Below are 26,449 nucleotides of genomic sequence, written 5' to 3' on the forward strand. Positions count from 1 at the left end.
GCTACATTCTCCTTACCCGGGAACGAAGGGGCGGTTCCCTGCGCACGGATCCGGTTCCGTCCGCCGCCGGCGGTCGAGCGGTCCCCGCGCGTTTCCCCGGGGTCGCGGACACGGTGGGTGTCCGGCCTGATCGAGGGCCAGGGGAGCGCGGCGGTTCCCACGGCTCGGGAACGCGAGCGGCCCCTGTGACGCCGGTGCCCGGGGAGCACCGTCGTGGACACAGCGTGAACGGGCTCATGGGGAAGCCCGCGCGCAGGACGGTCTCCCTACGCGGCGGGCCCCGGGAACGCCGAAGGCCAGAGCCGAAGCTCTGGCCTTGGGTGATGCTGGTGGGCGATACAGGACTCGAACCTGTGACCTCTACCGTGTCGAGGTAGCGCTCTAACCAACTGAGCTAATCGCCCTCATCGGGGGGATGAGGTACTGCGCACTGCGAGGCGGAGACGGGAATCGAACCCGTGTGCAGGGATTTGCAGTCCCTTGCCTCAACCACTCGGCCACTCCGCCAGGAAACGACATGGGGGGTCGTCGAGTGACACCCATGCGGGCCTCTCCGAGCGGACGACGGGATTCGAACCCGCGACCCTCACCTTGGCAAGGTGATGCTCTACCAGCTGAGCCACGTCCGCGTGTGCGCCGGGCTGACGACCCGGCACCGGTACCGCTCCACCACCCGGTGGGTGGTGGAGCCGAACCGTTCGCGAGCGGACGACGGGATTCGAACCCGCGACCCTCACCTTGGCAAGGTGATGCTCTACCAGCTGAGCCACGTCCGCGCGGCGAGTGCTGTGGACCCCCGAGATCTCCCTCGTTCGTCCCCCTCGCTGCGTTAAGAACTCTAGCGGATTCCCGGCCAAGCGCGAAATCGGATTCGGCGGGGCGCACGCGGGACCGCGCCCGCGCCCTGCCGTGGCAGGCCAGGCGGACGACCTGCCGCGGCGGCAGGAGTCAGTTCTCCACGTGCGCGGGCGTCGAGGGCATGTCGGGTCGCGGGGGTGCGGAGAGGTACTGGCCGACGCGCTCGATGACCTTGTTCATCTCGTAGGCGATCAGGCCCACGTCGCTGTCGGAGTCGGACATCAGCGCCATGCACGCTCCCTCTCCGGCCGCGGCGACGAAGAGGAAGGCGCGGTCCATCTCGATGATGCTCTGACGGATGTCGCCGGCGGAGAACTGCTTGCTCGCACCGCCCGCGAGGCTGTGCAGCCCCGAGGCGATGGCCGACAGGTGTTCGGCGGCCGGGCGGTCGAGGCCGCTGGAGGTGGCCATGAGGAGCCCGTCGGTGGACAGAACGATGGCGTGCTGTGTTCCGGAGGCGCGCGTGAGGAGGTCGTCCAGCAGCCAGCTGAGTTCTCCGCGGGCGGTGCTCGGTGGGGTCATGTCTCTCTTTGCTCTGTCAGTGTTCGGGGTGTGCCGGGGACACGTGCACCCGGGGTGCGGCAGGATCGGCCGGAAGGGGAGAGCTCGGATCAGCTGCGACCGGTCCCGCATAAGCGTTGCCCAGATGATAGTCATTCGTAACTTATCTGTCCGGCAGCCACGGCGTGTGTCGGGTGGGCCGCGCTCCGGTGTGAAGCGTGTGACCAGTTCCGATGGAGGCCCCGGGACGGGGTGGAAACCGGACCGGAGGCCGGTGCCGGTCACCGCCCTTGCCAATCCCGACGCACGGCGGGTAGGGAGGTCCCGGGTCGGGAGGGCCGCCGAGGTGGGAGTATCGGGGAGTCACCGGCCCGACCTGGGCAGTTGAGAACTTGGGGGTTGGAATGAGGGTGTGGATCGCGGGTGCCGGGTACGGCCGCGGCGCCGTCGTCGACGAGAGCGAGGCGCGCATCCCCGCGCTCGACCACGGGATCACCGTGGGGGACGGGGTCTTCGAGACCGTCCGGTCACGGAACGGCCGCCCGTTCGCGCTCACCCGCCACCTGCGCAGGCTGGCCCGCTCCGCCGCGGGTCTGGGGATGGCCGAGCCCGACCTGGAGCTGGTCGCCGACGGCGTCGCCCTGGCCGTGGCCGCCAACCCCGAGCTGGGCGACGCCCGCGTGCGCATCACGGTGACCGACGGCGCGGGCCCGCTGGGATCGGACCGTTCCCCGGGCGAGCAGACCGTCATCGTGGCGCTGGGCCCCTTCCCGGGGATCCCCCCGCACACGGACGTGGCGCTGGCCCCGTGGCCGCGCAACGAGTTCGGGGCCCTGGCCGGCCTCAAGACCACCTCGTACGCCGACAACGTGCGGGCCCTGGCACACGCCAAGGAGAGGGGCGCGAGCGAGGCGGTCTTCCGCAACGTGAGCGGGAACCTCTGCGAGGGCACCGGGAGCAACGTCTTCGTGGTGCTCGACGGCGCGCTGGTCACTCCGCCGCTGTCGGCCGGGCCGCTGGCGGGCATCACCCGGGAGCTCGTCCTGGAGTGGTTCGGGGGCGAGGAGGCCGACGTGCCGATGGAGCGCCTGCCGGAGATCTCCGAGGCCTTCCTGACCTCGACGGGCCGCGATGTCCAGCCGATCCTGCACATCGACGGCCGGCAGGTCTCCTCGGAGCCCGGTCCCGTGACGGCCAAGGCCATGGCGGTGTTCGCCGAGCGCTCGGCCGCCGACCTCGACCCGTGACCGGGGAGCCCGGGGAGTCACCGGCCGGGAGCGGTGCGGAGAGGGGCTCTCCCGGGGCCTGACACGACGGAGGCCGTCAGGGTCCCGTGAGGGGCCTCAGGAGTGGAGGTGCTGCTGGATCTCCTCGTCGAGGTCCACGAACTGGGCCTCCTGGCCCGCGGGGACGATCTCGTAGGTCCTGTGCAGGAACTCCGCCAGCGGGGAGACCTGGGTGTCGAACTCCGCCTGCCCGAAGGGGGAGGAGAGCGCGATGCTCACGCTGCGCTCGCCGCTCTCGTCCTTGGACGGCCACACGCGGACGTCGCCCTCGCCGACGGGGCGCACGATGCCGACGGTGAGGAGTTCGCGGGCGAAGATCCACTCGACGGGGTTGTCCTCGCCGGTGTGGAACGCGACCCGGATCGCGTACGGGTCGTCCGAGCTGTAGTCCAGCCGGGCGACCAGGGGAACCGAGGTGCGTTCGGGAACCACGAGCCGCAGGCCCAGCTCGGCGGTGGCAGTGGTGTCGCTACTGTTCATGTTCGCCAAACCTTTTCTCGTCCGGCCCTGCTCGTTGCGGCGCGGGTCGGTTGCCGTCTCACTCGCTCCAACGCGGCTTCCCGCGGACCATGACGTGAGTACGGAGACTTTCTTGGTCGGATGGGACCGGAGGTCTCGCTGCCCGCCCAGCGGGCCCAGCTCGCCGCAACGCGGCTCCACGATCCTTCGTCACTGTAATGACCAGGAGAAACCAAAGATTTCCCCATGTCGGGTGGTCCGCGTCACGCGGAGGTAATGTCGCGGCGGTACTCGACGGGCCCACAGGGGCGGGAACTCCTTCTCACAGCGGGAATCACCACCGACAGAAGACACTCCCACGAACCTGCCGGTAGTATGTTGTGACCTCTGTCACAGTACAGGGGGTTCGCCGGGCGGGCCGCGTGCGTCGAGCACCCCCGAACATGCGCTAAAGTTTTTCTTGTCCGGCCGAGAGGGCGGGCAGCGCAGCAGTTCAGGGCGATTAGCTCAGTTGGCTAGAGCGCGTCGTTCACACCGACGAGGTCACTGGTTCGAGTCCAGTATCGCCCACATCGAGGGAGGGCCGACCCCGCTTCACGGGGGGTCGGCCCTCCCTTTTTTCGCTGCGTCCGGTCACGGGCGGGGCAAGGCGGCCCCGGGCCGGGGCCGTGTCCCGCCGCCTATTCGTGCGGAGGGGTGCCGGTCAGCGCGCGCCGCTCGGCCCTGCGCTGCCGGAAGCGGCGGAAGACGTCCTCCTTGAGCCGCATCCCGTACTGCTCGGCGCGCATGAACAGCACGCGCGCGGGCCGGACCACCCGCTGGGCCCATCGGAACTCGGTGCTGAAGATGACCAGTCCGAGGATGACCGACGCCAGCCCCGGGCCCGGAAGCACCATCATGGCGAACCCGGCCAGGACGACCAGCGTGCCGACGGTGCCCACGAGGACGCGCCAGGGCAGGTGCAGCGCGGGGTGGGTGTGCATGCGTCTGCGAAAAAGTCGCAGCCTCGCGCGAAGCCGCCGCCATCTCCTTGCGTGGAGGCGGCGGGAGGGGGATGTCTCCGGGGCCGGTGGGCCGGTCGGTGGGCTCGGTGACATGCGCTCACAGTATTCGGTCGAAGCGACTGGGTGCATTCGGGTCGACGGTGGCGAGGGGTCGGATGTCTGCTGATTGTCACCGATCTCGATCCGCGGATCAATGGTCTTTGGTATGGCTGTGGACAGCTTCCGGAAAGGTGACGTTCTCTGACAGAACGGATACCCGAGAGGGGAGTCGTCCTTTCTGTCACCGTTTCCCCTGGAGGGGATGGGCCCGGCAGGGGTGGGACGTGGCAGCCGAATCCCGGGACCGAATCACCGGGACCGGGGCGGGATCTCCGGTGCCCCTCCGGGTCCCGGCACGGGTCCCGCGGAGGCGCCGCGCGGGGCCCCGCCCCATGCTGCCGGACCTGTGGACGACCGGGGCGGAGCCACCCCGGAGCCGATAGCATCGAAGCAAAACGCCTGGCCGCCCCACGGGGCGGCTGGTACGCGTTAGACCGCTGTCCACGTCCTTAGGAGTCACCGTGTCCGCCGCGTCTGAGCTGCACATCACCCTCGCCGGAACCCCGCGTGCGGTGGCGGCCACTACTACGGCGGGGCAGGCACTGGAGGCCGACGGCAGGACCGTCGTCGCGGCGCTCGTCAACGGCGAGCCGCGCGACCTGGCCCGGGAGCTCCGTGAGGGCGACGTCGTCGAGCCGATCGCCATCGACTCCGACGAGGGCCGCGCGATCCTGCGCCACTCCACCGCGCACATCCTCGCCCAGGCGGTCCAGGAGCTCTTCCCCGAGGCCAAGCTGGGCATCGGCCCGCCCGTCGAGAACGGCTTCTACTACGACTTCGACGTCGCCGAGCCGTTCACCCCCGCCGATCTCAAGAGCATCGAGAAGAAGATGCAGCAGATCATCAAGCAGGGGCAGCGCTTCGACCGCCGCGTCGTCTCCGAGGAGGGCGCCCGCGCCGAGCTGGCCACCGAGCCCTACAAGCTGGAGCTGATCGGCCTCAAGGGCGGCGCCACCGAGGCGGCCGAGGGCGCCGGGGTCGAGGTGGGGGCCGGCGAGCTCACCATCTACGACAACGTCCACCCGCGCACCGGCGAGCAGTGCTGGAAGGACCTGTGCCGCGGGCCGCACCTGCCCACGACCCGGGTCGTCCCCGCGTTCAAGCTCATGCGCACCGCCGCCGCCTACTGGCGCGGCAAGGAGACCAACCCCCAGCTCCAGCGCGTCTACGGCACCGCCTGGGAGACCAAGGAAGCCCTCAAGGACTACCTGGCCTTCCTGGAGGAGGCCGAGAAGCGCGACCACCGCAAGCTCGGCGCCGAGCTCGACCTGTTCTCCATCCCGGACGAGATCGGCTCGGGCCTCGCCGTCTTCCACCCGCGGGGCGGCATCATCCGCCGGGTGATGGAGGACTACTCGCGCAAGCGGCACGAGGAGAGTGGCTACGAGTTCGTGTACTCACCGCACGCCACCAAGAGCACCCTCTTCGAGAAGTCGGGGCACCTGGACTGGTACGCGGACGGCATGTACCCCCCCATGAAGCTCGACGGCGGCCAGGACTACTACCTGAAGCCGATGAACTGCCCGATGCACAACCTGATCTTCGACGCGAGGGGGCGCTCCTACCGCGAGCTGCCGATGCGCCTGTTCGAGTTCGGCACCGTGTACCGGTACGAGAAGTCGGGCGTGGTGCACGGCCTCACCCGCGCACGCGGCTTCACCCAGGACGACGCGCACATCTACTGCACCGAGGAGCAGATGGCGGACGAGCTCGACTCGCTGCTGACCTTCGTGCTGGAGCTGCTCCGCGACTACGGCCTGGACGACTTCTACCTGGAGCTGTCCACCAAGGACCCGGAGAAGTACATCGGGGACGACGCGGTCTGGGACCAGGCCACCGCCACCCTGCGGGAGGCCGCCGAGAAGCAGGGCCTAGAACTGGTCATGGACCCGGGCGGCGCCGCCTTCTACGGCCCCAAGATCTCGGTCCAGGCCAAGGACGCCATCGGCCGCACCTGGCAGATGTCCACCATCCAGCTGGACTTCAACCTGCCCGAGCGCTTCGACCTGGAGTACACCGCCGCCGACGGCTCCCGCCAGCGGCCGGTCATGATCCACCGTGCCCTGTTCGGTTCCATCGAGCGGTTCTTCGCCGTCCTGCTGGAGCACTACGCGGGCGCCTTCCCCGCCTGGCTGGCCCCGGTGCAGGCGGTCGGCATCCCCATCGCGGACGAGCACGTGCCCTACCTCCAGGAGGTCGCGGCCAAGCTGCGCGCCGAGGGCATCCGTGTCGAGGTCGACGCCAGCGACGACCGCATGCAGAAGAAGATCCGCAACGCCCAGAAGCAGAAGGTGCCCTTCATGCTGCTGGCCGGTGACGAGGACATCAGCAAGGACGCGGTGTCCTTCCGCTTCCGCGACGGCTCCCAGAACAACGGCGTGCCGGTCGACGAGGCCGTGGCCGAGATCGTCGCCGCCGTCCGCGAACGCCGATAGGGCGTGTTCCGCCGCGTCCGGGAGCCACCCGGGCGGCGGTACGGGCCGCGCACAACAGGGCGCCCACCCGGTCCTCCGGGTGGGCGCTCCTTCGTCCTGGTCGTCGCCGCGGCCACGGCGGCCGGGGTCAGCGCTGCTCGCGCGGTGCCGTGGGCTCGTCGTCGTCCCGGAACAGGTCCGCGCGGCTGATGCGCGCGGTCGCGTTGGGGTCCGGGGCGTTCTGCTCCTGCTCGTCGTCGCGGAACAGGTCGGCGCGGCTGATGCGCGCGGTCGCGTTGGGGTCGCTCATGAGGGTTGCTACTCCTAGTTGCTTCGGGGCACAGCGGATCCTATCCGTCTCCTGCGGGGGAGGCCGCCTGGCCGGTTCGGGTGCGGGGAGCCGTGACCCCCGTCAGGGGCCCGTGGTGTGCCGCTTCCACGCCTCCGCGGGGATGCGCTCCACCACGTCGATGAGGTAGTCGGCGGCCGTGAGGGACCGGTTCGGGTCCAGGCGCATGGCGGCCCAGGTGAGGACGTAGTCGCCGCTGAAGCGTACCGGCAGCGAACGCGACCGGGGATCCGACAGCAGCCACCCGGTCATGGCGCGGTCGAGGACGGACCGGGCGAACCCGGTGTCGCCGCCGACGGCGTGGAAGGTTCTCTCGAAGGCGTCGTCGGACGGTGAGGGGCGGTCCCGTCGGCGGATCTCCAGATCGGCGTTGGGGCCGGGGGTGCGGACCGCCACGATGCGGTAAGCCTGCCGGACCTTGGCGGCGCCGTTCCTCGCGGTGTGGGTGTGCTCGAAGACGACGACCGCGTGCCGGCCGCGGCGTCCGGAGAGGACGTGCTGGGCGCGCGGGTGGGGGCCGTTGGTGCAGCGGGGCAGGACCGCGTCGCCCAGCGGGGCGGACTGGTGCTCGGCGTAGTTCCATCCGTGCTCGCGGGCCCAGCTGCGGAGCTCCGCGACGCGTTCCTTGCGAAAGTGCGCGGCGACCGCGATCGCGCCGGCCGACACCACGACGACGATCAGTGCGATCGCGGGCAGGGCGACTTCCATCCGGTGTCTCCTCCGGCCGGGGAACGTGGAGCGGCCGCGGACCCGGGGCGGGACCCGCCGGGGCGGGCCGGGTCGTCAGGGTCCGGAAACAGGGGACCCGTGCTGGCCGTAGGGCTCCATTCTGTGCTGATTGCCGAAACTTGTCACCCCTTGGTGCCGTTCGCCGGTGACCCCCGGAGTTCACGTACCCCGCGTGTCATCCCCATACCCGCCTGAACCAGGAGAAGCACCATGGCGGGTAAATGCGATCCTTCGGCCGCGACCTGGGCCGACACGGCGGTTCTGCCGTTCCTGTGCGCTTTCTCGCGCCCGGCCGGCGCGATTTCGCCAATCCTGCGAGAACTGGCAGTGATTCAATACGCACGGAGGGTGAGAATTGTCCGGAACCGGCCATGAAGGGTCGGCGAACAACGCCCGCCGGGAAACGCCGCCCTTCCGGCAATCCTCATTGTTCGGCGGACATGCGGCCACTGGGGGCCAGGTGGGGCACGTCGCCCGCGACACGGTCGGCCCCCGGTCGGCGCCGCCGCGCGCCACCTCCTCGCCGCTCCCCGAGGAGGGGTGCCCGTTTTGTGGCACACCTCGCATGGTAGGGAGGTAGGACCCCGGGACGGGGGGCGCTTTTTGTGGGGTTCCCACAACACAGCAGATCCGCCATGGGCGATTCGGGACATTGATGTATCCGGTCGTGATCGAGCAAGGTATAGATAGGTGGAGGCGACGCTCCGGGCTTTGGGGGTCGCCTTCTGTGCGTGGGTACTTGGGAGGCTCAACCGGTGTTCAGTCGTGTCGCCATCGTCAACCGTGGAGAGGCCGCGATGCGCCTCATCCACGCCGTTCGGGATCTTTCGGCGGAGATAGGGACGCGTATCGAGACGGTCGCCCTCTACACCGACGCCGACCGCAACGCGACCTTCGTCCGCGAGGCGGACGTCGCCTACGCGTTGGGCCCGGCCTCGGCGCGCCCCTACCTCGACCACGCCGTCCTGGAGCGCGCGCTGGTGGAGACGGGGGCCGACGCCGCCTGGGTCGGCTGGGGCTTCGTCGCCGAGGACCCGGCCTTCGCCGAACTGTGCGAGAAGGTCGGCGTCACCTTCGTCGGGCCGAGCGCGGAGGCGATGCGCAGGCTCGGTGACAAGATCGGCTCCAAGCTCATCGCCGAGGAGGTCGGCGTCCCGGTCGCTCCGTGGAGCCGCGGCGAGGTGGCCACCCTGGAGGACGCTCTGCGCGCCGGGGACGAGATCGGCTACCCGCTGATGCTCAAGGCGACCGCGGGCGGCGGCGGGCGCGGCATCCGCATGGTCGCCTCGAGCGAGGACCTGACCGAGGCCTACGAGCGCACCAGCCAGGAGGCGCTGCGCGCCTTCGGCTCCGGCGTCGTCTTCCTGGAGCGCCTGGTCACCGGGGCCCGGCACGTCGAGGTCCAGGTCATCGCCGACGGCCAGGGCACCGCGTGGGCGCTCGGCGTCCGCGACTGCTCGGTGCAGCGCCGCAACCAGAAGGTCATCGAGGAGTCCGCCTCCCCGGTCCTGGGTCCGGAGCAGACCGCGGAGCTCAAGGCCTCCGCCGAACGCCTCGCCGTGGCCGTCGGCTACCGCGGAGCCTGCACCGTCGAGTTCCTCTACCACCCCGGTGAGAAGCTGTTCGCCTTCCTGGAGGTCAACACCCGGCTCCAGGTCGAGCACCCGATCACCGAGATCACCACCGGCACCGACCTGGTCCGGCTGCAGCTGCACGTGGCGGGCGGCGGGCGGCTTGAGGGCGACCAGCCCGTCGAGACCGGGCACGCCGTCGAGGCCCGGCTCAACGCCGAGGACCCCGACCGCGACTTCGCGCCCGCCCCCGGCCGCATCGCGCGCCTGATCCTGCCCGCCGGGCCCGGCATCCGCGTCGACACCGGTGTCAGCGAGGGCGACACCATCCCCGCCGACTTCGACTCGATGATCGCCAAGATCATCGCCTACGGCCGTGACCGCGAGCAGGCGCTGGCCCGCCTGCGCCGCGCCATGGCCGAGACCACCGTCATCATCGACGGCGGCGCGACCAACAAGGGGTTCGTGGTCGACCTGCTCGACCAGCCCGAGGTGATCGACGCCAGCGCCGACACCGGCTGGATCGACAGGGTGCGCGCCGAGGGCCGTCTGACCAGCCACCGGCACTCCGCGATCGCCCTGGCCGCGGCGGCGATCGAGGCCTACCAGGACGAGGAGGACGCCAGCCGCCGGCGGCTGCTGTCCACCGCCCACGGCGGCCGTCCGCAGGTGCAGCACGACAGCGGCCGCCCCCTGGACCTCAAGCTGCGCGGCGTGGGCTACCGCGTGAGCGTCGCCCGCGTCGGCCAGAAGCGCTTCCGGGTCGGTGTCTCCGGCGGCGGTGACGTGCACCCGGCGGACGTGGAGGTCGAGCGCTTCGACGAGCACAGCGGCCGGATCGTGGTCAACGGCCGCCGGTTCCGCCTGGTGTCGGCCACCCACGGGCCGATCCACCTCGTCGAGGTCGACGGCGTCACCCACCGGATCAGCCGTGACGAGGGCGGCGTCGTACGCTCGCCCGCGCCCGCCCTGGTCGTGTCGACGCCCCTGGCGGTCGGCGACGACGTCGAGGCGGGGGCGCCGATCCTGGTGCTGGAGAGCATGAAGATGGAGACGGTGCTGCGCGCGCCGTTCCGCGCCCGGGTGCGTGAGTGCCCGGTGTCGGTGGGCAGCCAGGTCGAGTCCGGTGCCCCGCTGATGCGTCTGGAGCCCCTCGCGGCCGAGGGCGCGGAGGACGACGCGGCCGAGGGCCCCGCCGAGACCGTCGAGATCGAGCTGCCGGCGGAGCCCGTCGCGGCGTCCGCGTCCGAGCGCGTCGAGCGCGGCCTCCAGGACCTGCGCAGCCTCCTGCTCGGCTTCGACGTCGACCCGCACGACCGCCGCCGCGTGCTGTCGGACTACCTGACCGCACGGGCCGAGCTGGGCGGTCGGCCGATCGAGGGCGAGCTGGACCTGATCACGGTCTTCGCGGACCTGTCCGAGCTGAGCCGCAACAAGCCGGCCGGCGCCCTCGAGTCCGAGCCGCGCAGCCCCGTGCACAGCCCGCGCGAGTTCTTCCACAGCTACCTCCAGAGCCTCGACGTCGACCGCGCCGGTGTCCCGGAGGGCTTCCAGACCAAGCTCGCCACGGTCCTCGGCCACTACGGCATCACCGACCTCGACCGCACGCCGGAGCTGGAGGCCGCGGTCTTCCGGATCTGCCTGGCGCTCCACCGGATGCCGACCGACGTCGCGGTCGTCTCGGAACTGCTGCGCCAGTGGCTGGCCGGGGCGCTGCCCCTGGAGTCGCTGAGCGAGCGTGCCGGACGCGCACTGGAACACCTCGTCGAGGCCACCCAGGTGCGCTTCCCCGCGGTGTCCGACCTGGCACGGGGCGTGGTGTTCCGCTGGTTCGCCCAGCCGCTGCTGCGCCGCAACCGCGCCGAGGTGTACGCCTCCGTCCGCGACGGGCTGCGCTACCTCGACCGCAACCCGGACGCGCCCGACCGCGCGGAGCGGATCCAGACCATGGTGGCCAGCGCGGAACCGCTGGTCCGGCTGATCGGCCAGCGGATCGGGCGGCCCGGCCGCGACCACGCGCCGCTGCTGGAGGTCCTGACCCGCCGCTACTACGGCAACCGCGGGCTGTCCGGCGTCACCGTCCGGGAGACCGCGGGCTGCCGGTTCGTCACCGCGGACCACACCGGTACCGACGGTGCGACACGCCTGGTCACCACCGCGGTCGACATCGCCACCCTGCCCGACGCCGTCGGGGCGGTCGGCGGGTTCGCCGCCGACGACACCGGGCGGGGCCTGGTCGCCGACCTGTACGTCACGTGGGACGGCCAGCCCGACGCCGACGCGATGGCGGTGCGGCTCGGGGAGATCCTCGCCGAGCACCCGGTCCCCGCGGGCGTCCGCCGCATCACCACCACCGTCGCGGGCACCAGCGGCGCGGTGATCCACCACCACTTCACCTTCCGGCCCGACGGGGACGGCTTCACCGAGGACCGGCTGATCCGCGGGCTGCACCCGCAGATCGCGCGGCGCCTCCAGCTGCAGCGGCTGCGCGAGTTCGACCTCACCCGCCTGCCCTCGGCCGACGAGGAGATCTACCTCTTCAAGGCCGTGGCGCGCGGAAACCCGGCCGACGAGCGGCTCGTCGCGATGGGCCAGGTCCGCGACCTGACGGCGCTGCGCGACGCCGACGGCCGCCTGGTCGCGCTGCCCGTGGTGGAGGACACGATCGCCGGGTGCCTGGACGCGATCCGCAACATCCGTGCGCAGGGTCCGCAGAACCGGCGTTTCGACACCAACCGCATCATGATGTACGTCTGGCCGGCGACCGAGCTGACCCCCGACGAGCTCAACACGCTGGTCCAGCGCATCCTCCCGACCACGGAGGGCGCCGGACTGGAGGAGGTCCAGTTCATCGCACGTCAGCGCACCGACGAGGGTGAGCTGACCGAGGTCGCCGTGCGGATCACCCTCGACCCCGGCCACGGCGCGCGCCTCGACGTCGACAAGCCGTCGACCGAACCGGTGCCGCCGCTGGACGACTACCGCCAGAAGGTGCTCCGCGCGGCACGGCGCGGCACCGCCTACCCGTACGAGCTGACCGGACTGCTCGCCGGCCCCGAGGGCCGCTTCGTCGAGCACGACCTCGACGCGCACGGCGTGCTGGTGCCCGTGGACCGGCCCAAGGGCGGCAACTCCGCGGCGATCGTCGCGGGAGTCGTCACGACGCCCACCGCGCGGCACCCCGAGGGCGTCACCCGCGTCGTGCTGCTCGGAGACCCCACCAAGGCCCTGGGCGCGCTGTCGGAGCCCGAGTGCTCCCGGGTGATCGCCGCGATCGACCTGGCCGAGCGGATGCGGGTGCCCCTGGAGTGGTTCGCGCTCTCGGCGGGTGCGCGGATCTCGATGTCCTCGGGAACCGAGAACATGGACTGGGTCGCGGCCGCGCTGAAGCGGATCGTCACGTTCACCCAGGACGGCGGCGAGATCAACATCGTCGTCGCGGGCATCAACGTCGGCGCCCAGCCGTACTGGAACGCCGAGGCGACGATGCTCATGCACACCAAGGGCATCCTCGTGATGACGCCGGACTCGGCGATGGTGCTCACCGGCAAGCAGTCGCTGGACTTCTCCGGCGGCGTGTCGGCCGAGGACAACTTCGGCATCGGCGGCTACGACCGGGTGATGGGCCCCAACGGCCAGGCCCAGTACTGGGCGCCCAACCTGCCCGGCGCCCGCGACGTGCTGATGGCGCACTACGACCACACCTACGTGGTCCCCGGTGAGGGCGCGCCGCGCAAGGCGGACACGAGCGACCCGGTCGACCGCGACGTCTCCGACTTCCCGCACGAGATCGAGGGCAGCGACTTCACCACGGTCGGCCAGATCTTCTCCGCCGAGCACAACCCGGACCGCAAGAAGCCGTTCGACATCCGCACGGTCATGCGTGCGCTGTCCGACCAGGACCACCAGGCGCTGGAGCGCTGGGCGGGCATGGCCGACGCCGACACGTCGGCGGTCCAGGACGTGCACATCGGCGGCTGGCCGGTCTGCCTGGTCGGTATCGAGTCGCGGTCGGTGCCGCGTCGCGGCTTCCCGCCCACCGACGGACCGGACACCTACACCGCGGGAACCCTGTTCCCACGGTCGTCGAAGAAGACCGCGCGGGCGATCAACGCGGCGTCCGGCAACCGGCCGCTGGTCGTGCTGGCCAACCTGTCCGGGTTCGACGGTTCGCCGGAGTCGATGCGCAACCTCCAGCTGGAGTACGGGGCCGAGATCGGCCGGGCGATCGTGAACTTCGACGGTCCCATCGTGTTCTGCGTGATCTCCCGCTACCACGGCGGCGCGTTCGTGGTGTTCTCCAAGGCGCTCAACCCGAACATGACGGTGCTGGCGCTGGAGGGCTCGTACGCCTCGGTGCTCGGCGGCGCCCCCGCGGCGGCCGTGGTGTTCTCCGGCGAGGTGAACAACCGCACCGCGAACGACCCGCGGGTGACCGAGCTGCACGCACAGGTTTCGGCGGCCGACGCCGCCGAGCGGGCGGCGCTCAACGCCCGTCTCGCCGAGGTGCAGTCCGCCGTCCGCGCGGAGAAGCTCGGCGAGGTGGCCGCGGAGTTCGACTCGGTGCACAGCATCCAGCGCGCGGTCGAGGTCGGTTCGGTTGACGCGATCATCAGCGCCGCCGAACTGCGGCCGCGGATCATCGAGGCCATCGAACACGGCATGAAGCGCTGACGTCGCTCGGGACCGGTCGTGCCGCCCGCACGGCCGGTCCCGGCGTTTTCCGGGGGCGGGGCGGACGAGTCCCGCCCCCGCGCGGCGCCCGCGTGCCCGAGCGGCGCGGGTACCGCGTGGCCGGGGCCCGGAAGCGGTCGTGCCCGGCTCAGGGCCAGGTGACGACCACCCGGGTGTGGCGCTTGTCGATGACGAACCCGCCGGGGAGCCGGTCGTCGGGTGTGCCGGCCGGATGGACGGTGAAGACCGGCCCCGGGCCGGACCGGTGGTCCCGGTCCCAGACCCGGGCCTGCCCGGCGAGCCGGGCCGCGAGGTCGTCGGCCCCGGGCCCGTGCCCGTGGACGACGAACTCGGCCCGGAGCGGTCCGTGCCCCGCGTGCTCGGGCGCCCCCTGGTAGGCGAAGGCTCCCCCCTCCGCCAGGGCGGGGGTCCCCGCGGCCCAGGCGGGGGCGACCAGGCCGTGCCCGACCGCCCACGGGGTGGCGGTGAGCAGGCAGAAGCCCGGGAAGGCGCAGGCCAGCCACAGGTCCAGCCCGGAGAGGGGGCCGACCGGGCCGAGTTCGACGCCCGAGTGCAGGTCCACCCTCGGAGCGGCCAGGGCGCCCGCCAGGGACACGGGATCGATCCCCGGACCTTTTTCGAGCACCAGGCCCACCTCCGCGCCGTACAGGGGGATGCGGAGCACGGGGCTCTCGCCCACTCCCTGGATCGCGACGAAGGCGCACATCTCGTCGGATCGGCTCACGAGGTGGTCGCCGTCCTGTTCCAGTGCCAGGGAGCGGGTGAGGCCGCGCAGACGGAGCGGTGTGACGATCCGGCCGCCCCGGGCCAGCTGTCCGGGCCAGGCGGGAGGGATGTCCCACGCCTCGACGGTGACGATGATCCGGTCGAAGGGCGCGCGGTCGGGGAGACCGAACTCGCCGTCCGCGAGGACGACCTCGACCCGGTCGTAGCCCGCCGCGTCCAGGGCGGACCGGGCGCGTGCGGTGACGTCGGGGTCGATGTCCATGGTGGTGACCGAGCCGGCGGGGCCGACCAGTTCGCTCAGGAGCGCGGCGTTGTAGCCGCCCGAGCCGATCTCGAGGACGCGGTGTCCCGGTTCGGGCCGGAGCTGGTCGAGCATCGCGGCGACCATGGCCGGTTGGGAGACCGAGCTCGTGGGGACCCCCTCCGCGTCGGTCCTGGTGACGACGGGCATGTCGGCGTAGGCCTGTTCCAGGGGGCGTCCGGGGAGGAAGAGGTGGCGGGGCGCCGTGCGCAGTGCGGCCTCGACCCGGGGGCTCAGGGGCGGGCCGAGCAGGGAGCGCCGGGCGGCGACCTCGTCCACCAGGGCCTCGCGCAGGCGTGCGGGGGTGTTCGCCCGGGGTGTGTCCTCGTCGCCGTTCACCGTGGCCTCCTCCGTGGACGGCGGGCGCGCCGGGTGCTGTGGTCGGCCCCGTCCGACCGCGCCCGCGTGCGGTCCAGCGTGGCAGAGGCGGGCCTGTCCCGGAACCACCCCGGGGCCGGGGCGCGGCGTCCGGGGGCCGCGCCGGCGCGGCCCCCGGAGCACCGGAGCACCGGCGCGCCACACCTCAGGCGGGGAGCCCCAGCTCACGGGCGATGAGCATCTTCTGCACCTCGCTCGTTCCCTCGCCGACCTCCAGGATCTTCGCGTCCCGGTAGAACCGGCCCACGGGGTAGTCGTTCATGAACCCGTAGCCGCCGAACACCTGTGTGGCGTCGCGCGCGTTGTCCATGGCGGCGTTGGAGGCCAGCAGCTTCGCGATCGCCGCCTCCTTCTTGAACGGCTCGCCCGCCAGCATGCGCGAGGCCGCGTCGTAGTACGCCAGCCGCGCCCCGTACACCCGCGACTCCATCTCGGCGATCTTGAACTGGATCGCCTGGTAGTGCCCGATCGGGTGGCCGAAGGCGTGCCGCTCGTGGGCGTAGCGCACACTCTCGTCCACGCACCCCTGCGCGAGGCCGACGGAGAGCGCGGCGATGGCGATACGGCCCTCGTCCAGGATCCGCAGGAACTGCGCGTACCCGCGCCCGCGCTCGCCCACCAGGTTCGCCTCGGGGACCCGGCAGTCCTCGAACACCAGCTCGTTGGTGTCGGAGGCGTTCCACCCGACCTTCGAGTACTTCTGGCCGACGGAGAACCCCGGCGTGCCCCTCGGCACCAGGATCGAGGAGATCTCCGGCCGACCGTCCTCGCGCCGCCCGGTGACGGCGGTGACCGTGACCAGGGCGGTGATGTCGGTGCCCGAGTTCGTGATGAACGACTTGGTCCCGTTGATCACCCACTCGCCGTCCTCCAGCCGGGCGGTGGTCCTGGTCGCCCCCGCGTCGGAGCCGCCGCCCGGTTCGGTCAGCCCGAACGCCCCCAGCGCCTCGCCGGACGTGAGCCCGGGCAGGTAGGTCTTCCGCTGCTCCTCGGTGCCGAACCTGTACAGGGGCATGGCGCCCAGCGACACCCCCGCCTCCAGGGTGATCGCCACCGACGAGTCCACCCTGGCCAACTCCTCCAGGGCGAGGCACAGGGCGAAGTAGTCGCCGCCCATGCCACCGTGCTCCTCGGGGAACGGCAGCCCGAAGAGCCCCATCCGGCCCATCTTGGCGACGATCTCGTACGGGAACGCGCCCCGCTCGTAGAAGTCGCCGATGACCGGGGCGACCTCGGTCCGTGCGAACTCCTCCACGGCGGCCCTGAGGTCGGCGTGCTCGGTCGACAGCTGGTGACGGCTCATCACTGGTGCTCCTCGCTGGTGGCGGGGGTGGAAACGGACGGGCCCGACGGGGTGCCGCCGGGTTCGCCGGGTTCGACGGTGACCAGGGCGGCGTCCATGGGCACGGACGCCCCCGGGCGCACCGCCACGCGGGTGACGGTGCCGTCGAAGGGTGAGGGGACGGAGTGCTCCATCTTCATGGCCTCCACGACGGCGAGGGGGGTTCCCTCGCGCACCGTCTGGCCGACCTCCACGGGAACGGCGAGCACCGTCCCGGGCATGGGACTGCGCACGGTTCCGTCGGACGCGGCGTCGTCGTCGCGCAGCGCCGACGCGACCGGCTCCTCGTGCAGGGACCACGCGGTGCCGTCGGCGCCCAGCCACCGGTGCCCCGTGGCGGGGTCGCAGGCGCGCGCGTAGGTGCGGGTCCGGCCCGCGTGGGTGACGGTCAGGCGGGACCCGTCGGCGGAGCGGCGGGCCCGTGCGGCGACCGGCGCGCCGTCGTCCACCCGCACCAGGTAGGCGCCCGGCACCGCCCCTGGTTCCCGGGCGCCGGCCGCACCGTCGCGGCGGACGCGGACGACCGCCGAGTCGTGCCCGGGAGCCCGCAGGCGCCACGGCGTCCACGCCGGGCCGCCCATCCGCCACCCGTCGGGGGTGCCGAACCGGTCCGCCGGCGGGGATCCGGGGCCGGGCTCCAGGTCCAGCTGGTGGTCGAGCGCGGCCGCCGCGTACACGTGCTCGGGGAGCGTCCCGGGCGCGGGCTCCGGCGGCTCCGACTCGATCAGGTCGGTGCTCAGGTCGCCCGCCACCACGCGCGGGTGGCGCAGCAGCCTGCGCAGGAACGCGGTGTTGGTGACGCACCCCAGCAGCACGTACCCGGCCAGGGCGGCGTCCATCCGGCGCAGCGCCTCGGCGCGGTCCGGTCCCCAGGTGATGACCTTGGCGAGCATCGGGTCGAACGCGGAGGTCACCTCGCCCCCCACCGCCACCCCGGAGTCCACCCGGGCTCCGGCGGGCTCGGACAGGGCCAGGACCGGACCGCCCGTGGGCAGGAACCCCCGGTCGGCGTCCTCGGCGTAGATCCGCGACTCCACGGCGTGCCCCTGCCAGGACACGTCGTCCTGTCCGAACGGCAGCGGCTCGCCCAGGGCCACCCGGACCTGGAGTTCGACCAGGTCGACACCGCGTTCGCCCCGGATCGCGACGACCTCCTCGGTGACCGGGTGCTCCACCTGGAGCCGGGTGTTCATCTCCAGGAACGAGAACGCCAGCCCGGCGTCCCCTCCGTCCGCGGACTCCTCGGCGATGAACTCGACCGTTCCCGCGCCCGTGTACCCGCAGGACCGCGCCGCGGCCACGGCGGCCTCGCCCATGGCCGTGCGCTGGGCGGCGGTGAGCAGGGGGGACGGGGCCTCCTCCACCACCTTCTGGTGGCGGCGTTGCAGGCTGCACTCGCGTTCGCCCAGGTGGACGACGGTGCCGTGGCCGTCGGCGAGGACCTGCACCTCGATATGCCGGGGCCGCCGCACCAGGCGTTCCACCAGCAGGGTGGAGTCGCCGAAGGACGCCAGCGCCTCCCGGCGGGCGGCGGCCGCGGCGGACACCAGGTCGGCGGCGGAGCGGACGGCCCGCATGCCCTTGCCGCCGCCGCCCGCGGACGGCTTGATGAGCAGCGGGTACCCGGTCTCCTCCGCTGAGCGCAGCAGGGCGTCGTCGTCCAGCGGCTGGCCGGGTTTCTCGGTGAACCCTCCCAGGACCGGCACGCCCGCCGCGGCCACCGTGTCCTTGGCGCGGATCTTGTCGCCCATGGCCTCGATCGCGGAGGCCGGGGGCCCGATGAAGACCAGGCCCGCCCCGGCGCACGCCCGGGCGAAGTCGGCGTTCTCGGACAGGAAGCCGTAGCCGGGGTGGACCATGGCGGCACCCGCCTCCAGGGCCGCCGCGACGATCGCGGCGGAGTCCAGGTAGCCGTCGACGCGCAGGGCGAGGTCGGCGGCGAGCGTGTGGGGGGCGCCCGCGTCGGCGTCGGTGTGCACCGCCACCGAGCCGATCCCCATGCGTTTCAGGGTGCGGATGATCCGCAGGGCGATCTCGCCCCGGTTGGCGACCAGCACGGTCGCGGGGGAGGGGGACGTTCGTGGCGTCGTGGTCAAGGGTTCCTCACATCCGGAAGACGCCGTAGCCCACCGGGTCCAGTGGCGCGTGGCGGGCGGCGGACAGGGCCATGGCGAGCACGTCGCGGGTGTCGGCGGGGTCGATGACGCCGTCGTCCCACAGGCGGGCGGTCGAGTAGTACGGGCTGCCCTGTGCCTCGTACTGGTCGCGGATGGGCTCCTTGAAGGCCTCCTCGTCCTCCGCCGACCACGGCTCGCCGCGCCCCTCCTTCTGGTCGCGGCGGACGGTGGACAGCACCGAGGCGGCCTGCTCCCCGCCCATCACCGAGATGCGGGCGTTGGGCCACATCCACAGGAACCGGGGCGAGTACGCCCGGCCGCACATGCTGTAGTTGCCCGCGCCGAAGGAGCCGCCGATGACGACGGTGAACTTGGGGACGCGCGCGCAGGCCACGGCGGTGACCATCTTCGCGCCGTGCTTGGCGATGCCGCCGGCCTCGTAGTCGCGGCCCACCATGAACCCGGAGATGTTCTGGAGGAACACCAGGGGGATGCCGCGCCGGTCGCACAGCTCGATGAAGTGGGCGCCCTTGAGGGCGGACTCGGCGAACAGGATGCCGTTGTTGGCGATGATCCCGACGGGGTGGCCGTGGAGGTGCGCGAAACCCGTGACGAGTGTCGTCCCGTACTCGGCCTTGAACTCGGTGAACTCGCTGCCGTCCACGACCCGTCCGATCACCTCCCGCACGTCGTAGGGGGTGCGGGTGTCGGCCGGGACCACCCCGTACAGCTCGCCGGGGTCCAGCGCGGGCGGCCGGGGATCGCGCGTCTCCCACGCGGGCCGGTCCGGCGGCCCGAGGGTGTCGGCGATGCGCCGCACGATGGTGAGGGCGTGGGCGTCGTCGTCGGCCAGGTGGTCGGTGACCCCGGACACCCGGGAGTGCAGGTCGCCCCCGCCCAGCTCCTCGGCGGTGACGACCTCGCCCGTGGCCGCCTTCACGAGCGGCGGACCGCCCAGGAAGACGGTGCCCTGGTCACGGACGATGACCGCCTCGTCGCTCATGGCCGGGACGTAGGCGCCGCCCGCCGTGCACGACCCCAGCACCGCGGCGACCTGCGGGATGCCCAGCCTCGACATGGTGGCCTGGTTGTAGAAGATGCGCCCGAAGTGCTCGCGGTCGGGGAACACGTCGTCCTGCATCGGCAGGAAGGCGCCGCCCGAGTCGGCGAGGTAGACGCACGGGAGGCGGTTGTGCAGCGCCACCTCCTGGGCGCGCAGGTGCTTCTTGACGGTCATCGGGTAGTAGCTGCCGCCCTTGACCGTGGCGTCGTTGGCGACCACGACCACCGTCCGGCCCATGACCCGGCCGACACCCGCGATCATCCCGGCGCCGGGCGCGTCCCGGCCGTCCTTGCCGTAGAGGCCGTCGGCGGCCAGGGGGGAGATCTCCAGGAAGGGCGAGCCCGGGTCGAGGAGGAGGTCGACGCGGTCGCGCGGCAGGAGTTTGCCGCGTTCGACGTGCCGTGCCCGGGTCTTCTCCGGGCCGCCCAGCGCCGCGGTGGCGATACGCTCGCGCAGCTCCAGGGCGAGGGCGCGGTTCGCCGCGTCGTTGGCGGCGAACGCGGGCCCGGCGGTGTCCACCGCCGAGCCGAGCACTGATGCCCTGCTCATGGTGTCCTCTCATGGAGGGATGTTAATGCTCACTAACAACCGTGATGTTAGTAACTACTAACATGGGTGTCCAGGGCCCGGACGGTGCGACTCACCCCGGAGCCACCCGAGGGTGAGGGAGAGGCGGAGCGGATGGGGCCGAGACCGACGGGCGAGCGCCGGACGGCGATCCTGGGCGCGGCGGCGGAGCTCTTCGCCGAACGCGGCTACCGGGGGGTGTCCATCGACGACCTCGGCCGCGCCGTCGGCACGACCGGCCCCGCCCTGTACCGGCACTTCCCCGGCAAGCGGGCACTGCTCGGCGAGGTACTGGTCGACATCAGCGACCGGTTGGCGAGGCAGGGCGCGGAGCTGGTGGCGGACGCGGCGGACGCGGACGGCGCCCTGGAGTCGCTGCTGCGCGGACACATCGCGTTCGCGCTGGACGAGCCGGCCCTGATCACCGTGCACGACCGCGAGCTGGGCAACCTCACCGACGCCGACCGGAGGCGCGTGCGCCGTCTCCAGCGCGGCTACGTCGAGGAGTGGGTGGGCGTGCTCGCCGAACTCCGCCCCGGCGTGTCCCCGACCGTGCTCCGGGCCGCTGTGCACGCCGTGTTCGGACTGCTCAACTCCACCCCCCACAGCAGGGGCGACCTGCCCCGCCCGCACATGGCCGAACTCCTGCTGTCCATGGGCCGGGCGGCCCTCACCGCCCCCGACACCGCGCCGTCACCGGTGTGACCCTCCGCCGGCCGTGGCGCGGGCCGGACGCGGGTGGCGGGAATTGGGGACCGCGATGCCGTGGGGTGACCCCGGCCGGGGTACACCTCGCCGGACACCGATCCTGGAGGTAGACATGAACGTGGTGACCAGGGGCTTTCACGGGCGCGGGGGCCAGGACCCCGCCCGGGTGCCTCCGGGGCAGTACGAGACCCACGACTTCCCCGTCCTGTCCGCCGGACCGACGCCCCGGGTGGGCACCGACGAGTGGACCTTCACCGTCGCGTCGGAGACCGGGGAGACCCGGGTGTGGACCTGGGAGGAGTTCCGGGCCCTGCCCCAGGAACACCCCCGCGTCGACATCCACTGCGTGACCCGCTGGTCGAAGCTCGACACCGAATGGGCGGGCGTCAGCCTCGACGTCCTGCTGGAGGACGTGGAGACCACCGCCGAGTACGCCCTCGCGGCCAGCTACGGCGGCTACACGACGAACCTCCCGCTCCAGGACCTCACCGACGGCCAGGCGTGGGTCGTGCACACCTTCGACGGCGAGCCCCTGGCGGCCGAGCACGGGGGACCCGCACGGCTGCTCGTCCCGCACCTGTACTTCTGGAAGTCGGCCAAGTGGGTACGCGGGATCAGCCTGCTCCACCAGGACGAGCCCGGTTTCTGGGAACAGGCCGGCTACCACGACTACGGCGACCCGTGGCGCGAGCAGCGCTACCGGGGCGACTGATGGTCGCCTGGCGGCCCGCGACACTGGTGGCCGACCGGTGGGAGACCGACAGCGCCCGGACCCTCGTGCTGGACGTGCCCGGCTGGCCGGGCCACCGGGCGGGCCAGCACGTGGACGTACGGCTGACCGACGAGGACGGCTACACCGCCCAGCGCGGCTACTCGGTGGCCTCGGCCGACGAGGGGGAGCGGGTCGAGCTCACCGTCCAGCGGGTGGAGGGCGGCGAGGTCTCCCCCTACCTCGTGGACGTGTTCGCGCCCGGGGACGCGGTGGAGGTGCGGGGCCCGCTGGGCGGCTGGTTCGTGTGGGACGCCAAGTCCCCCGACCCGGTGGTCCTGGTGGGCGGCGGCTCAGGGGTGGTGCCCCTGATGGCCATGGTGCGTGAGAGACGCCGGGTGGGAAGCCGGGCCCTGTTCCGCGTCCTGTACTCGGTGCGCACGCCCGAGGACCGGTACTTCCGGGGAGAACTGGGGGTGCACCGGCCCGGTGACGGGGGAGTGGACGTGTTCGTCGCCTACACGCGCCGGGCGCCGGAGGGCTCGCCCCGGGCGCCGGGGCGTCTGGGCGCGGCCGAGCTGAACACCCACGGGTTCCCGGCCGAGTTCGCCCCGGTGTGCTACGTGTGCGGGCCGACCGGCTTCGTGGAGGCGGCGTCCGACGTACTGGTGGCGCTGGGGCACGACCCGAGACGGGTCCGGACCGAGCGGTTCGGATCCGGTGGAGGTGCCTGATGGCGGAACCGGACCACATCGACGCCAACGCCCTGGCGGGCCCGCTGTCGGAGATCCTGTCCGTGGACCTGACCGCCGCCGAGCGCCGGTGCGCGGTGTGCGGGGCGTGCGGGGTGTTCGCCGAGCTGCACGTCACCGTGGACGGGCCGGGGCTGGTGGCGAGCTGTCCCGTGTGCAGGACGCTGGTCCTGCGTCTGGTGCGCACACCCGACAGCGTCTGGGTGGACCTGGGCGGAACGGGGGTCGTCCGCGTGCGGCTGGAGCCGTGAGGGGGCGGTGGCGCTCGCGGCCGCGGCCCGGGCCGACGGCCCGGACGGGGACGGGCGATCGGCCTGCCGCCCGTCCCCGCCCCCACGGGAGTGTGCCGGAACGCCCCTCGGCGGGGCGTCCCGGCGGCGTCGCTACGGCTGTGCGCCGACCGCGCCGGCGGGCTCCGCGGGGGCCTGGGCCCCGTCGGTGACCTCGGCCGGGGCCTCGACCACGTCGGCGGGCCCGGCGGGAGCCTCGTCGGGCTTCGCGGGAGCCTCGGCACCCTGAGCGGGCTCGGTGACCTCGGCCGGGGCCTCGGCACCCTCGGCGGGCTTCGCGGGAGCCTCAGCGCCTTCGGCGGGCTTCGCGGGAGCCTCGGCGCCCTCGGCGGGCTGCGCGGGGGCCTGGGTCCCGTCGGCGGCGCCCTCCGCGGGCGCGCCCGGCCCGGTCGTGTCGCCCGGGCCCTCGACCCCGTCCGCGGCGGGGGGAGTCTCCTCCGCCGGGGCCTCGCCGGCGGCCTCGGGCGCCCCCTCCACGGGTCCGGTCGCCTCGCCCGGGGCCTCCTGGACCGGTTCGAAGGTGTCGGCCGGGCTCTGGGCGCCGTCGGCGCCACCCTTCCCGGGAGCGTTCGCCGGAACGGGGTCGGCGTCGTTCTCGGGGTTGGCGGGGCCTCGGTCGATCCAGCCCCCGAGGGCCTGCGTGGTGACGTCCTCGAACGTCCCGTGGGGGGCCCAGCCCCCGGGGACCTCCGGTGCTGCGGCGAGGGCGGCGCCCGCGCCGAACACGGTCAGCCCTCCGGCCAGTGCGGTGGTGGCGGCGATCCTGGTGAACGGACGCATACGCTGTCACGGCTCCTTCACGTCAGGTGGCAACACGAATCGTGATCGTGCTGTTACATATAGTGATCCAGTCTTCAGGGTCACGGGTCACGTGACGGTTACACGGGGTTGAATGGCGCGTACGTCTTTCCGGGCCCGTGCCAAGAGGCGACAAAGTCCCCGGAACGCCTTGTGGGGGAACGTCCCGATCGCACCCTTCGGTCATACATTTGGCCGCGGTGAAGTGGGTACGCCTGCGTCCAACGTCCCCCAGACGCAACATGACGTCCCGCACCACGACACGGAGAAGGAGCGGTGCACATATGTCTCGGCCTCGGATCGTGGTGGTCGGCGCGGGTTTCGGTGGATTCCACACCCTGCGTCACCTCGAACGCCGTATCCCGTCGGGGGCGGCGGACATCGCCCTCGTCGCCCCGCACGACTACATGCTCTACAGCCCGCTGCTGCCCCAGGTCGCGTCCGGGCTGCTCACGCCCCAGTCGGTGGTCATGTCCGTGCACCGGCTCACCCGGGACACCAGGCTCATCCCCGGGCACGCCGTGGGCGTCGACACCCGGGACCGGGTGGTCGTCGTCCGACGGCCCACCGGCGAGCTCGCCCCGGTCCGCTACGACCGCCTCGTACTGGCTCCCGGAGGGCTCACGCGGGCCTTCGACATCCCCGGGCTCACCGAGCACGCCTACGGGGCCAAGACCCTGGCGGAGGCCGTGCTCCTGCGCGACCACGTCCTCGCCCAGCTGGAGATGGCCAACGACACCCGCGACCCGGCCGAACGCGAGGAGCGGTGCCGCTTCGTCGTGGTCGGCGGAGGCTACACCGGTGTCGAGACGGCCGCGTCGCTCATGCGGCTGTGCCAGGAGGCGGCCAAGCGCTACCCCGAGCTGCGCTCTGTGATCCGCTGGCACCTCGTCGACATCGCTCCCAAGGTGCTGCCCGAACTCGGCGACCGGCTGGGGCGCAAGGCGCTCGACCTGCTGCGGTCCCTGGGGATCGAGGTCAAGCTCAAGGTGTCCGTGCGCGAGGTGAGTGCGGACAAGGTGGTCCTCACCGACGGCCGCGCCCTTCCCTGCCGGACGCTGATCTGGACGGCGGGCGTCACACCCAGCCCGCTCATGGAGACCCTGGGCAAGCCCACGCAGCGCGGACGCCTCGAAGTGGGGGCCGACCTGAGCGTCCCCGGGGTCCCGGAGGTGTTCGCCATCGGTGACGCGGCGGCGGTGCCCAACCTCTCGCACGCCGAGAGCGCCTACTGCCCGCCGACCGCCCAGTACGCCACCCGCCAGGCCTCCACCGTCGCCGGCAACGTGGTCGCGTCCCTCCTGGGGCGCCCCCTGCGCGAGTTCCGGCACAAGGACATGGGGCTGGTGGTGGACCTCAGCGGCAGGGACGCGCTCGCGAGGGTGCTCCAGTTCGACCTGAGCGGACTCGCCGCCCTGGGGGTGACGCGCGGCTACCACATGATGTCGGTGCCGTCACCGACCGCGAGGGCGCGCATCCTGGCCAACTGGGGGATACGGGCGTTCACCGGGGGCGATGTGTCGCGGATGGGCTTCGCCGACGACGGCCGGCCGTCGTCGTTCGTCGCCAACGAGGCCGTCGACTACCTGGACCCGGCGTCCTCGTCCAAGGAGGGGGCGCGCCTGCTCGAGAACGAGCGCGAGCGCTACGGCGAGGACTGAGGCCGCACGGGCCCGGCCGCGGGCGCCGGGGCCCTGTGCACACGACCGGCCGGCCGTCGGTGCTCCGGCGGCCGGCCGACCCGTGTCCGGCCGCGGCCGACGCCGACGCCGAGGGCGGGGGAACGCGGCCTAGGAGCGGACGAGTCGGGCGATCGCCTCGGACGCCTCGCGGACCTTCTCGTCGGCCTCCTCGCCGCCGTTGGCGACGGCGTGGGCGACGCAGTGCTTGAGGTGTTCGTCGAGGATGGCCAGGGAGAAGGACCGGAGAGCCTTGTTCACCGCCGACGTCTGGGTCAGGATGTCGATGCAGTACTGGTCGTCCTCGACCATGCGCTGGAGCCCGCGGATCTGTCCCTCGATCCGGCGCAGGCGGTTGATGTGACTCTGCTTGTCGTTGCTGTAACCGTGGGTCGCAGCCATGGTCCCGCTTCCGTGTTGTTCCTGCTCAGATGCCATTACCATACCCCCTCTAGGTATTCAACGGCGGGGGTGTGGGACGCATTCCGCCGTCCCGCCCCGGGTGTGCGCGTGGTGGTCAATGTGGCCGTAGTAGGAGTTTCCCAGACGAACGAGGGTTGATCGCCTCGCCGTCCGCGGCCCGGAGCGCCCCTCGGGGAAGGCCGTAAACGTCCGGTCTGATCTGGGTAAGCCCGGGGCAGGGGCCTTGCCCCCGCACCGGGGCGAGCCGACGATGGCGGTATGAGCGAAAGCGCCGAGAACGACATCATGACCACCATCCGGGGACTGATGGACGAGGAGCACGCGCTCCGCTCCGCCGGGGGTCTGGAGCCGGAGGAGCGCGGCCGCATGAAGGAGGTCGAGGAGGCCCTGGACCAGTGCTGGGACCTGCTCCGGCAGCGGCGGGCCCGCAGCGAGTTCGGCCAGGACCCCGACGACGCGCGCGTCCGACCCGCCGCCGAGGTCGAGAACTATCGGCAGTAGCCCGGGAAACCGGTGCACCGCAGGGCGAAACTTCGTGTGCTCCGTGAGCGTCAACACGGATACACCGGCGCCGGGGCGGGGGGCCGTAAGGTGCTGCCAATGACTGAGACGACCTTCGACCGAACCGGCA

20 protein-coding genes and 5 tRNA genes are annotated in these 26,449 nt (G+C 72.3%); 10 read left to right on the forward strand and 15 right to left on the reverse strand.

The annotated features are described in order from the left end of the window. Positions 1-327: 327 nt before the first annotated feature. The 5 genes from Q8791_RS06400 to Q8791_RS06420 all read right to left on the reverse strand — a co-directional run bounded on the left by Q8791_RS06400 (position 328) and on the right by Q8791_RS06420 (position 1,380). Positions 328-404, reverse strand: a tRNA-Val gene (locus tag Q8791_RS06400). Between the two features lie 31 nt (positions 405-435). Beyond that, positions 436-507, reverse strand: a tRNA-Cys gene (locus tag Q8791_RS06405). Between the two features lie 49 nt (positions 508-556). Further along, a tRNA-Gly gene (locus Q8791_RS06410) sits at positions 557-629 on the reverse strand. A gap of 74 nt (positions 630-703) precedes the next feature. Beyond that, positions 704-776: transfer RNA gene (locus tag Q8791_RS06415), tRNA-Gly, on the reverse strand. Between the two features lie 172 nt (positions 777-948). Continuing rightward, positions 949-1,380: a roadblock/LC7 domain-containing protein gene (locus tag Q8791_RS06420; protein ID WP_267948760.1), complete on the reverse strand. Its 432-nt coding sequence runs from the start codon at positions 1,378-1,380 to the stop codon at positions 949-951. Between the two features lie 383 nt (positions 1,381-1,763). On the opposite strand from Q8791_RS06420, the gene Q8791_RS06425 reads away from it, so the two are divergent. Next, positions 1,764-2,606: an aminotransferase class IV gene (locus Q8791_RS06425; protein WP_330090648.1), complete on the forward strand. Its 843-nt coding sequence runs from the start codon at positions 1,764-1,766 to the stop codon at positions 2,604-2,606. Between the two features lie 96 nt (positions 2,607-2,702). Here Q8791_RS06425 and Q8791_RS06430 read toward each other — a convergent pair whose 3' ends face one another. Then, positions 2,703-3,125, reverse strand: a complete 423-nt coding sequence (locus tag Q8791_RS06430; protein WP_267948762.1) for an SsgA family sporulation/cell division regulator — start codon at positions 3,123-3,125, stop codon at positions 2,703-2,705. A 475-nt stretch (positions 3,126-3,600) separates the two neighbouring features. Between Q8791_RS06430 and Q8791_RS06435 the strand changes: the two genes are divergently transcribed. Further along, a tRNA-Val gene (locus tag Q8791_RS06435) sits at positions 3,601-3,674 on the forward strand. Positions 3,675-3,784: 110 nt separating this feature from the next. Here Q8791_RS06435 and Q8791_RS06440 read toward each other — a convergent pair. Further along, a complete protein-coding gene (locus tag Q8791_RS06440; RefSeq protein WP_330090649.1) occupies positions 3,785-4,087 on the reverse strand; it encodes a PGPGW domain-containing protein in 303 nt (100 codons plus the stop codon). Between the two features lie 581 nt (positions 4,088-4,668). On the opposite strand from Q8791_RS06440, the gene thrS reads away from it, so the two are divergent. Further along, positions 4,669-6,642: a threonine--tRNA ligase gene (gene thrS / locus Q8791_RS06445; protein ID WP_330090650.1), complete on the forward strand. Its 1,974-nt coding sequence runs from the start codon at positions 4,669-4,671 to the stop codon at positions 6,640-6,642. Positions 6,643-6,769: 127 nt separating this feature from the next. Here the strand turns inward: thrS and Q8791_RS06450 are convergent, their stop codons facing one another. Both Q8791_RS06450 and Q8791_RS06455 read right to left on the reverse strand, forming a co-directional pair. Continuing rightward, a complete protein-coding gene (locus Q8791_RS06450; protein WP_330090651.1) occupies positions 6,770-6,931 on the reverse strand; it encodes a hypothetical protein in 162 nt (53 codons plus the stop codon). Positions 6,932-7,033: 102 nt separating this feature from the next. Next, the gene (locus Q8791_RS06455) at positions 7,034-7,678 is read right to left on the reverse strand and encodes a type III secretion system chaperone family protein (protein ID WP_330090652.1); all 645 of its coding nucleotides are present in this window, start codon (positions 7,676-7,678) and stop codon (positions 7,034-7,036) included. A 776-nt stretch (positions 7,679-8,454) separates the two neighbouring features. Between Q8791_RS06455 and Q8791_RS06460 the strand changes: the two genes are divergently transcribed. Further along, on the forward strand, positions 8,455-13,944 hold the full coding sequence (locus tag Q8791_RS06460) for an ATP-binding protein (protein ID WP_330090653.1): 5,490 nt from the start codon (positions 8,455-8,457) through the stop codon (positions 13,942-13,944). Between the two features lie 148 nt (positions 13,945-14,092). On the opposite strand, the gene fxlM is transcribed toward Q8791_RS06460, so the two are convergent. The 4 genes from fxlM to Q8791_RS06480 form a co-directional block, all read right to left on the reverse strand. After that, positions 14,093-15,331, reverse strand: coding sequence for a methyltransferase, FxLD system (fxlM, locus tag Q8791_RS06465; protein ID WP_330090654.1), 1,239 nt, complete (start codon positions 15,329-15,331; stop codon positions 14,093-14,095). 184 nt (positions 15,332-15,515) lie between these two features. Then, a complete protein-coding gene (locus Q8791_RS06470) occupies positions 15,516-16,673 on the reverse strand; it encodes an acyl-CoA dehydrogenase family protein (RefSeq protein WP_330090655.1) in 1,158 nt (385 codons plus the stop codon). Next, positions 16,673-18,808, reverse strand: coding sequence for an ATP-binding protein (locus tag Q8791_RS06475; RefSeq protein WP_330090656.1), 2,136 nt, complete (start codon positions 18,806-18,808; stop codon positions 16,673-16,675). Before Q8791_RS06475 ends, Q8791_RS06470 begins: the two co-directional genes overlap by 1 nt. Before the next feature lie 7 nt (positions 18,809-18,815). Further along, a complete protein-coding gene (locus Q8791_RS06480) occupies positions 18,816-20,426 on the reverse strand; it encodes a carboxyl transferase domain-containing protein (RefSeq protein ID WP_330090675.1) in 1,611 nt (536 codons plus the stop codon). A 147-nt stretch (positions 20,427-20,573) separates the two neighbouring features. Here Q8791_RS06480 and Q8791_RS06485 point away from each other — a divergent pair, with 147 nt between their 5' ends. From Q8791_RS06485 to Q8791_RS06500, 4 genes are all read left to right on the forward strand, one after another. Next, entirely contained in the window at positions 20,574-21,164 is a 591-nt protein-coding gene (locus Q8791_RS06485; RefSeq protein WP_330090657.1) for an SACE_7040 family transcriptional regulator, read from the forward strand. A gap of 115 nt (positions 21,165-21,279) precedes the next feature. Further along, positions 21,280-21,879, forward strand: coding sequence for a sulfite oxidase-like oxidoreductase (locus Q8791_RS06490; RefSeq protein WP_330090658.1), 600 nt, complete (start codon positions 21,280-21,282; stop codon positions 21,877-21,879). Continuing rightward, positions 21,879-22,610: an FAD-binding oxidoreductase gene (locus Q8791_RS06495; protein WP_330090676.1), complete on the forward strand. Its 732-nt coding sequence runs from the start codon at positions 21,879-21,881 to the stop codon at positions 22,608-22,610. The genes Q8791_RS06490 and Q8791_RS06495 overlap by 1 nt, the downstream gene beginning before the upstream one ends. Then, positions 22,610-22,879 (forward strand): DUF6510 family protein, encoded by a 270-nt coding sequence (locus Q8791_RS06500; protein ID WP_330090659.1) that lies wholly within the window; start codon positions 22,610-22,612, stop codon positions 22,877-22,879. Before Q8791_RS06495 ends, Q8791_RS06500 begins: the two co-directional genes overlap by 1 nt. Before the next feature lie 132 nt (positions 22,880-23,011). Here Q8791_RS06500 and Q8791_RS06505 read toward each other — a convergent pair whose 3' ends face one another. Next, a complete protein-coding gene (locus Q8791_RS06505; protein ID WP_330090660.1) occupies positions 23,012-23,698 on the reverse strand; it encodes a hypothetical protein in 687 nt (228 codons plus the stop codon). Positions 23,699-24,000: 302 nt separating this feature from the next. On the opposite strand from Q8791_RS06505, the gene Q8791_RS06510 reads away from it, so the two are divergent. Then, on the forward strand, positions 24,001-25,377 hold the full coding sequence (locus Q8791_RS06510) for an NAD(P)/FAD-dependent oxidoreductase (protein WP_330090661.1): 1,377 nt from the start codon (positions 24,001-24,003) through the stop codon (positions 25,375-25,377). 129 nt (positions 25,378-25,506) lie between these two features. On the opposite strand, the gene Q8791_RS06515 is transcribed toward Q8791_RS06510, so the two are convergent. Beyond that, a complete protein-coding gene (locus Q8791_RS06515) occupies positions 25,507-25,797 on the reverse strand; it encodes a metal-sensitive transcriptional regulator (RefSeq protein ID WP_267948783.1) in 291 nt (96 codons plus the stop codon). A 279-nt stretch (positions 25,798-26,076) separates the two neighbouring features. Between Q8791_RS06515 and Q8791_RS06520 the strand changes: the two genes are divergently transcribed. Next, a complete protein-coding gene (locus Q8791_RS06520; RefSeq protein WP_330090662.1) occupies positions 26,077-26,319 on the forward strand; it encodes a DUF2630 family protein in 243 nt (80 codons plus the stop codon). Positions 26,320-26,449: the final 130 nt, after the last annotated feature.

This window comes from Nocardiopsis codii (genome assembly GCF_036327455.1).
GTDB classification, from domain to species: domain Bacteria; phylum Actinomycetota; class Actinomycetes; order Streptosporangiales; family Streptosporangiaceae; genus Nocardiopsis; species Nocardiopsis codii.

Coding starts and splice junctions, on each gene's coding strand:
- Q8791_RS06485 (WP_330090657.1), top strand. CDS start 20,574: ATGGGGCCGAGACCGACGGGCGAGCGCCGGACGGCGATCCTGGGCGCG.
- Q8791_RS06510 (WP_330090661.1), top strand. CDS start 24,001: ATGTCTCGGCCTCGGATCGTGGTGGTCGGCGCGGGTTTCGGTGGATTC.
- Q8791_RS06495 (WP_330090676.1), top strand. CDS start 21,879: ATGGTCGCCTGGCGGCCCGCGACACTGGTGGCCGACCGGTGGGAGACC.
- Q8791_RS06515 (WP_267948783.1), bottom strand. CDS start 25,797: ATGGCTGCGACCCACGGTTACAGCAACGACAAGCAGAGTCACATCAAC.
- Q8791_RS06425 (WP_330090648.1), top strand. CDS start 1,764: ATGAGGGTGTGGATCGCGGGTGCCGGGTACGGCCGCGGCGCCGTCGTC.
- Q8791_RS06500 (WP_330090659.1), top strand. CDS start 22,610: ATGGCGGAACCGGACCACATCGACGCCAACGCCCTGGCGGGCCCGCTG.
- Q8791_RS06420 (WP_267948760.1), bottom strand. CDS start 1,380: ATGACCCCACCGAGCACCGCCCGCGGAGAACTCAGCTGGCTGCTGGAC.
- Q8791_RS06455 (WP_330090652.1), bottom strand. CDS start 7,678: ATGGAAGTCGCCCTGCCCGCGATCGCACTGATCGTCGTCGTGGTGTCG.
- Q8791_RS06430 (WP_267948762.1), bottom strand. CDS start 3,125: ATGAACAGTAGCGACACCACTGCCACCGCCGAGCTGGGCCTGCGGCTC.
- Q8791_RS06450 (WP_330090651.1), bottom strand. CDS start 6,931: ATGAGCGACCCCAACGCGACCGCGCGCATCAGCCGCGCCGACCTGTTC.
- Q8791_RS06520 (WP_330090662.1), top strand. CDS start 26,077: ATGAGCGAAAGCGCCGAGAACGACATCATGACCACCATCCGGGGACTG.
- Q8791_RS06490 (WP_330090658.1), top strand. CDS start 21,280: ATGAACGTGGTGACCAGGGGCTTTCACGGGCGCGGGGGCCAGGACCCC.
- Q8791_RS06470 (WP_330090655.1), bottom strand. CDS start 16,673: ATGAGCCGTCACCAGCTGTCGACCGAGCACGCCGACCTCAGGGCCGCC.
- Q8791_RS06505 (WP_330090660.1), bottom strand. CDS start 23,698: ATGCGTCCGTTCACCAGGATCGCCGCCACCACCGCACTGGCCGGAGGG.
- Q8791_RS06440 (WP_330090649.1), bottom strand. CDS start 4,087: ATGCACACCCACCCCGCGCTGCACCTGCCCTGGCGCGTCCTCGTGGGC.